This window comes from uncultured Veillonella sp. (assembly GCF_900545205.1).
GTDB lineage: Bacteria > Bacillota > Negativicutes > Veillonellales > Veillonellaceae > Veillonella.
Genome location: NZ_UQYC01000083.1, coordinates 1 through 6,888, shown reverse-complemented (window position 1 = coordinate 6,888; position 6,888 = coordinate 1). Strand labels below are relative to the sequence as shown.

Genomic DNA, 6,888 nt, shown 5'->3' with positions numbered 1-6,888 from the left:
AAATGTATCTAACTTGCCAATACGAGGCTCTAGCATTTTAGCCATGCAAATAATCATGAGCAATTTAGAAAACTCTGATGGTTGAATCGTAATAGGTCCCAATTGAATCCAGCGTTGGGCCCCCAATGCAGAGGTACCAACGGCCATAACGGCAATCAACATCAAAAGGGTAATGGCGTAAATGATATTACCCCAATCCTTTAGGCGATGGTAGTTAAGAAACTGCATACCTATCACAACGGCTACATTAGCTAGGAAAAATATGAGTTGTTTTACTACTAAACTACCAAATCCAATAGGCTCTTGATTAACATGCGTTGCACTGCCAATGGCTGCTAAACCAATACAAACAAGTAAGAAAGTACATATGATAATAGCCCAGTCGCTATCGTTCCATAGTTTCCGCCACATCATATCACCTATTTCAATTTACGACGGCGCCATAAGCTTTGCTTACCTTGCACTAATAAGCGCTGAGTAGTCCAACCGCCGCGATTAATATAGAGAACATTATTCGAGTCTTCAAAGATAGACTCACCAGCTGCAGCAAGTGTAGGTGTACCTTGTTTTTCTGTAGCAGCCTTTTTCTTCGCTACATAGGCATCAAATTGCTTTTGTACATCATAATCTTCCCAGCAATCCCCAGTTACAACATAGTCCACAAGAGGTGCTAATACATTGCGGAATTCATGAGAAGCTAAATCTAACAGCTGTCCATCTTGTGTATAGGTTAACACATCTTCATCATAAGGAATCATAGCCCCTACATATTCGGCACGAAGAACTTCTAGCATATCGTATAAGTCTATGTCTTCACCATTTGTAGGTACTGCATTAAAAGCAATAGCAAAATCGCGAATATTATGTTCCTCACACACTTGAATCATGCGCGCTCCATTACGTAAGGATACCCATAACGGATGTGTTACAACAATACAGCAATTTACCAAATCTAAAATAGATTCTATGCCCTTACCAATACCGGCTGGAGCATCAATCAAAATATAGTCATATACATCACAAAGTCGACGAACTAATTTCTTATACTTCTTACGACCTATATCTTCCCAACGCGCACTTTGACTAGCCGGTAAGAAATCTAGATTTTCTGCAATTGATACAATAGCATCATCTGTATATTCTTTATCTTCACTCGCATCTAGTGCATCATAGATGATTTCATCTGCTACACCTAACACAAGATCCAAATCGCGCAATCCAAAGTCCCCATCACAGAGCAATACGCGGTGCCCTGCATGACTTAAGGCTGCACCCAAGCATGCAGTGACAGTCGTTTTACCTACGCCACCCTTGCCGGATACAACACCAATGATTTCGCCCATACTAATCCTTTCTTGGTTGCCCACTAGTTACTGCCTTCTCCGGTTTTTGACCATTCGTCGTATTGCCTACAGTGGCAGCATCTTTATTACTTTTAGTATTTGTATCATTCGTTTTTTTATTCAACGGTACATTGAAATATGCAGCTAACACATCTCGTACGATTGGGCCTGCAGAACCGGCACCAAAGCTACCTTGTTCAACGAGTGCAACCACAACAATTTGCGGTTTATCATATGGTGCATAGGCTACGAACCAGCCATGATCTCGGCCATGTGCGTTTTCCGCAGTACCAGTCTTACCCGCTACATTTATAGGGAATCCTTTAAATAAATCCCCTGCTGTACCGCCCTCATTCGTTACATCACGCAAGCCTTCTCGAATGAGATCCATAATATTTTTAGGAACTGGTAGAATTCCTAATTTATCAGGTCCAAAAATTTCTTTTGGCGTGCCATCTTTATTATCGATGCGGCTTACCACATACGGTCTGTATTTAATGCCTCCATTAGCTACTTCACTGAGCATTACGGCCATTTGTAATGGTGTAACCAATGTGAAAGATTGACCAATTGCGGCATCAAAGGTTTCCCCTAAGTACCAATCTTCATCATATACTTTTCGTTTATACTCAGGGCTTGCCATAATGCCAGCAGCCTCACCTGGTAAATTAATACCAGTCTTTTCACCTATGCCAAAATACGCAGCATATTTATCGAGATTTTCTATGCCTACACGATTACCCATTTCATAGAAGTAAACATTATCAGACTTAGCAAGTGCTTTATTAAAGTTAAGCCAACCTAATGCTTCACCTTCCGCATTTCGTTTATCGATCAACCAGTGCTTACCACTATCAAAGATCATCTCTTCAGGAGTAACCTTTTTAAGGTCTAATGCGGCCGTACCAGTAATAATCTTAAACGGTGAACCTGGAGGATATTCACCAGAAATAACCTTATTATCAAATGGATGATTTTTATCATTGTTTAACTGATTCCATTGAGCCGTTGTAATGCCTTTCGCAAACCAGTTTGGATTGAATTCAGGAGCGCTGACCATAGCTAAAATAGCCCCTGTATTAGGATCCATAGCCACCACTGCTGCCCCTTGTGCCGGAATACCTTGAGCACGCAACTGATTAAGCTGATTTTTAACGGCCTCTTCAGCAGCCTTTTGAAGATTTGCATCAATAGTTAAATGAATATTAGCGCCTGGTACTGTATGCTTTCTATCCACCTCAGCCACAGGACGACCTGTAGCATCGACTTCAACTTGCTTGCCACCATCGGTGCCACGCAAGATAGAGTCATATAATTTCTCTAGACCAGAACGACCTAAAATAGTACCACCACTTACCAGTGTATTAGGATCTTGCTGTTTTAACTCTTCTAATTCCTCTTCGCTTACTTCACCAACATAACCAAATAGTTGAGAAGCCATTGTTTCATATGGATAATATCGAAGTGGTTCAACATCAATCGTTACCCCTGGCAATTCATGTCGATGCTCTTCAATGGTTGTTACTACGTCCATTGAAATATCGTTAGCGATACGTATTGGCTCATAGCCATACTTATGATCATTAACCTTCTTTTTAATATCTTCAGGCTTCATTTTCAATAAAGCTGCTAATTTAGCCACTTCACCATCATCCAAAGCCTTCCCTGTAGGCATGATAGATATTGTATAAGCAGGTCTAGAGCCTACAAGAATTTGACCATTGCGATCATACATAATGCCCCGTGCTGCAGTCATCGGTACCATGCGTAGACGGTTACCCTCCGCCTTAGCTTGATAATAACCACCAGCCAAGATTTGTAGCATAAATAAACGCAATGCCAATACTATAAATATGCCCGCTACAATGTAAAAGAGTACATCAAAGCGACTCGTTTTTCTTCGTTTATAGAGGCCTTCAAGCACTCTTTCACCCCCTTACCAAATTATTACCAAATATAATCTTGTTGTTCATCCTTACGCCACAACAATCCATGTACGATAGCAGCCAATACGCCGTTCCAGAACAGTACAGGTATAACCATATGCCACATATATAAGCCAATATGCAAATCCCCACCACTAGCCAAGATCATAAGGCTACGGATAAAACCATCTAGCAAGGTACATATAGCTACAATAGCACTAGACCAATACCAACGTTCTTCATAGAGTCTATGTTTTACAGCAGATAATAGGTAAACCACAATAACGTAAGGGAATAAATGGAGCCCAAAGAAATTAGATATCAATACATCATGGACGATACCACCTATAACAGCGGCCATTATTCCCATACGACGCCCTTTAAAAAGAGTGACCATAACAATGATGGTCAAGATTAAATTGGGTAACCAATTCGTATGAAAAATAGCAGGCAATAATTGAGCCTGTATAAAATAAATTAAGAATCCACAGAGGACTAAAGCTAGACGCGTCATGGTTTAACGGCCCCCTTTGCCCCTTCTACTTGATCTCGTTGTGTTTGAGGTACAAGCTTAGGCTCAAGCCCTGGTTTTTGTGGTGCACTAACAGAAGATGATGTAAGAACAAACACCTCTTCCAAACGGTAAAAGTCTACGCTAGGTGTGATAACGGCATTCTTAACAAAGCCTTCTGTATCATTTTCGATAGACTGTACATTGCCAACAGGTAATCCTTTTGGATAGATACCACCGTACCCAGAGGTTATTAATTTATCCCCTACTAATACATCGCCATCACGGGCAATATTTACCATTGATGGTGTACGAGGTGAATCCCCATCACCCTTTACAACACCAGATAAACGGGATTCAGGACGCTGTACAATAACACCGATTGCACTACGCGGGTCAAGAATGGTTTGCACACGAGAGGAATGAGGGTACACATCGGTAATAAAACCAACTACCCCACTTGGTACAACGACAGCCATATTAACGGCCATTCCATCTTCACTGCCCTTATCGATAGTGAAAGTATTTGTCCATGTACCGTAATCCTTTGTAATAATGCCAGCCAATGTCATGGAAAATTCCGGATGACTACTCTTATAGTTAAGAAGCTGGCGAAGTCGAATATTTTCTGCTACTACTTCATCATAGTTAACAACCTTTTGTTCTAATGCAGCCTTGCGAGATGCTGCCTCATCACTTTCAATAGTTGCAGAAATAGCATTATTGAGCACTGTAAAACCGGTTTGTACACCGTCAAGCAAACGGGCAGATCCATAAGCAAATGGCGTTGTAATACCTTCAAGAGTGACAGTAACAAAAGGAATACTAGTTCGTTGTTTCCATGCAAATCCTAGCAACGCTAATAGAATACAGCTAATGACAACAACGATAATTAACTTTTTATCTGACTGTATCATATTAGTCTTGGCCCTTTCTATTTTTAGAATTCACAATAAAACGTGATAAGCTCACCAAGTCAGATGAAGCCCCGTTAAGGCCCACAACGACTTTTGTCTCTGGTGCATCTGGAACATGTACAGGCACACCTAACTCGCCCCCGATACGCTCAGCCAAACCCGACAGTTGCGCAGTACCACCAGTTAGATATATTCCATATTGCATAATATCTGCTACAATCTCAGGTTCAGCAGAACGAATCATTTGTTTCACTTCATCTAAAAGGCCCGCAATACAGTCATTAACAACTTGATATACCTCTGACTGATGAATAACACAACGTCTGCCTAAACCATTCATCATATCACGACCTTGAAAGGCATATTCGGCATCTTCTAAAGGTGCCATAGCAGTGCCTACTGTATGTTTAATATCTTCTATAATTTCTTCAGAAACGATAACCCCAAAACACTCACGTACATAGCGTAGCAATGCATTATTGATATCTGAGCCACCGAAGCGAATCGTTTTACTGTCTACAATGCCGCCCAATGAAACAATACCCATATCGACAGTGCCACCACCAATATCAATGACCATAGATCCACGAGCTTCAAAGATAGGTGCGCCGCAACCAATGGCTGCAGCGACAGGTCGTTCGATAAGAAATACTTCGCGTGCTCCGGCCTGAATAACAGCATCCATCATCGCTCTTTGCTCAACGTCGGTCATCCCACAAGGAACACCAACAAGAACTCGAGCGCGGCGCAATGCATTAGACACTTTATTCAGAAAATAGTTAAGCATCGTGTGCATAACTCGATAGTCCACAATAAATCCATCTTTTAATGGTGTCAAAGGGCGCCACATATCGGGCATACGCAATACAAGACGTGCCGCTTCATCCCCAACGGCTACTACTTTTTCTTGTTTTGTATCAGTTGCTATAATAGATGGTTCGCTTATAACAGTTCCTCGCGTCCCCCCCATGAGGCGCGTCTGTATGGACCCAATATCTATACTTACATCTTTTCCTAGAGTAGGTAAAATGGAACTCATAGTAAAATCTCCTTCATTACATCATCATTCCATTTTACCACATATAATGCGACTTTTTCTATTAATATCAAGGCTTTTACCATTGTTAAAAGCACAGAAAATGCATAATTCAAGTACCCTTAAGTCATACATAATTTACACACTCATAAGTAATACATTACAAAGCTACCTATAGGTCGAACAAAATAGAAAAAGCACCCATATCATGATGCATTCTCTATTTACTAGACATAATAAAGAACGCATCATTATGAGTGCTTATTTACTGATACAACAAACTATAAAGCCATTATTATACATTTTAAAACTTATCATATAAGGATAACTTAACTGAGTTTACCGATTTCACTAAGGCTAGTGAATTCATTATCACCAATGACGATATGATCTAACACAGGTATCCCCATGAACTGACCTGCACTGACAAATAACTTGGTTAGTCGTATATCTTCATCACTAGGACGACTATCGCCAGATGGATGATTATGTATTAAGATAATGGCCGCCGCATTACACGCTATGGCCTTCTTAAAAACAGCACGTTGCTCTACGAGACTAGATACTAGACCGCCATTAGAAATATGTTCTAATTGAATCAATTTATTTCGTGACGTCAACATAGCTGCCCATACATGCTCAACATCTTCGTGACGTAAACGCTCCATTACATATTGGGCTATAACAAAGGGCTGTGAAAAATCTTCGTAAGTTTCCTTGATTTTAAGCTCTCCCAAGCGCCGCCCCATCTCAAGAGCTGCACATAAGGTCACCGCTTTATCTGTACCAATACCCTTGATTTTAACGAGTTCTCCAACGGTCATTCGATTTAAACCATATACGCCATCATCAAAGGATTGTACGATATCGTTAGCTAAGGAAATGGCGGACTGCCCCTTTACCCCTGTTCGTAATAAAATAGCTAATAGTTCCTCCATCGCCATATGGGATGGCCCTAGGGACAGAAACTTCTCTCGAGGCCGCTGAAACGGCAACATGTCTTTTACACTTACTGTTGGTACTTCCATAGAATCTCTCCATTCAAATAGATAACACCATCTATCTATCGATCAAGCAACCAACACATCTACTCTCTTTATATATTACTTGCACAGCACAGCACAGCACAGCACAGCACAGCACAGCACAGCACAGC

Annotated in this window: 7 protein-coding genes; all 7 read right to left on the bottom strand. The window is 40.9% G+C overall.

The features are described from left to right. A partial coding sequence (locus QZR70_RS07930; protein WP_295794336.1) for an FtsW/RodA/SpoVE family cell cycle protein occupies positions 1-411 on the bottom strand: 411 nt, incomplete at its 3' end. Positions 412-419: 8 nt separating this feature from the next. After that, positions 420-1,343: a P-loop NTPase gene (locus QZR70_RS07925; protein WP_295794334.1), complete on the bottom strand. Its 924-nt coding sequence runs from the start codon at positions 1,341-1,343 to the stop codon at positions 420-422. Between the two features lies 1 nt (position 1,344). Continuing rightward, positions 1,345-3,267, bottom strand: a complete 1,923-nt coding sequence (mrdA, locus tag QZR70_RS07920) for a penicillin-binding protein 2 (RefSeq protein WP_295794332.1) — start codon at positions 3,265-3,267, stop codon at positions 1,345-1,347. Positions 3,268-3,290: 23 nt separating this feature from the next. Further along, a complete protein-coding gene (gene mreD / locus QZR70_RS07915) occupies positions 3,291-3,782 on the bottom strand; it encodes a rod shape-determining protein MreD (RefSeq protein ID WP_295794330.1) in 492 nt (163 codons plus the stop codon). Continuing rightward, positions 3,779-4,696, bottom strand: a complete 918-nt coding sequence (gene mreC / locus QZR70_RS07910) for a rod shape-determining protein MreC (protein WP_295794328.1) — start codon at positions 4,694-4,696, stop codon at positions 3,779-3,781. The genes mreD and mreC overlap by 4 nt, the downstream gene beginning before the upstream one ends. A 1-nt stretch (position 4,697) precedes the next feature. Further along, the gene (locus QZR70_RS07905) at positions 4,698-5,735 is read right to left on the bottom strand and encodes a rod shape-determining protein (RefSeq protein ID WP_060923982.1); all 1,038 of its coding nucleotides are present in this window, start codon (positions 5,733-5,735) and stop codon (positions 4,698-4,700) included. Between the two features lie 326 nt (positions 5,736-6,061). Further along, on the bottom strand, positions 6,062-6,760 hold the full coding sequence (gene radC, locus QZR70_RS07900; RefSeq protein ID WP_295794326.1) for a DNA repair protein RadC: 699 nt from the start codon (positions 6,758-6,760) through the stop codon (positions 6,062-6,064). Between the last annotated feature and the right edge of the window lie 128 nt (positions 6,761-6,888).

What these genes read in the sequence shown, in the direction of transcription:
- mreD (WP_295794330.1), bottom strand. Translation starts at nt 3,782, where the DNA reads ATGACGCGTCTAGCTTTAGTCCTCTGTGGATTCTTAATTTATTTTATA.
- radC (WP_295794326.1), bottom strand. Translation starts at nt 6,760, where the DNA reads ATGGAAGTACCAACAGTAAGTGTAAAAGACATGTTGCCGTTTCAGCGG.
- QZR70_RS07905 (WP_060923982.1), bottom strand. Translation starts at nt 5,735, where the DNA reads ATGAGTTCCATTTTACCTACTCTAGGAAAAGATGTAAGTATAGATATT.
- QZR70_RS07925 (WP_295794334.1), bottom strand. Translation starts at nt 1,343, where the DNA reads ATGGGCGAAATCATTGGTGTTGTATCCGGCAAGGGTGGCGTAGGTAAA.
- mreC (WP_295794328.1), bottom strand. Translation starts at nt 4,696, where the DNA reads ATGATACAGTCAGATAAAAAGTTAATTATCGTTGTTGTCATTAGCTGT.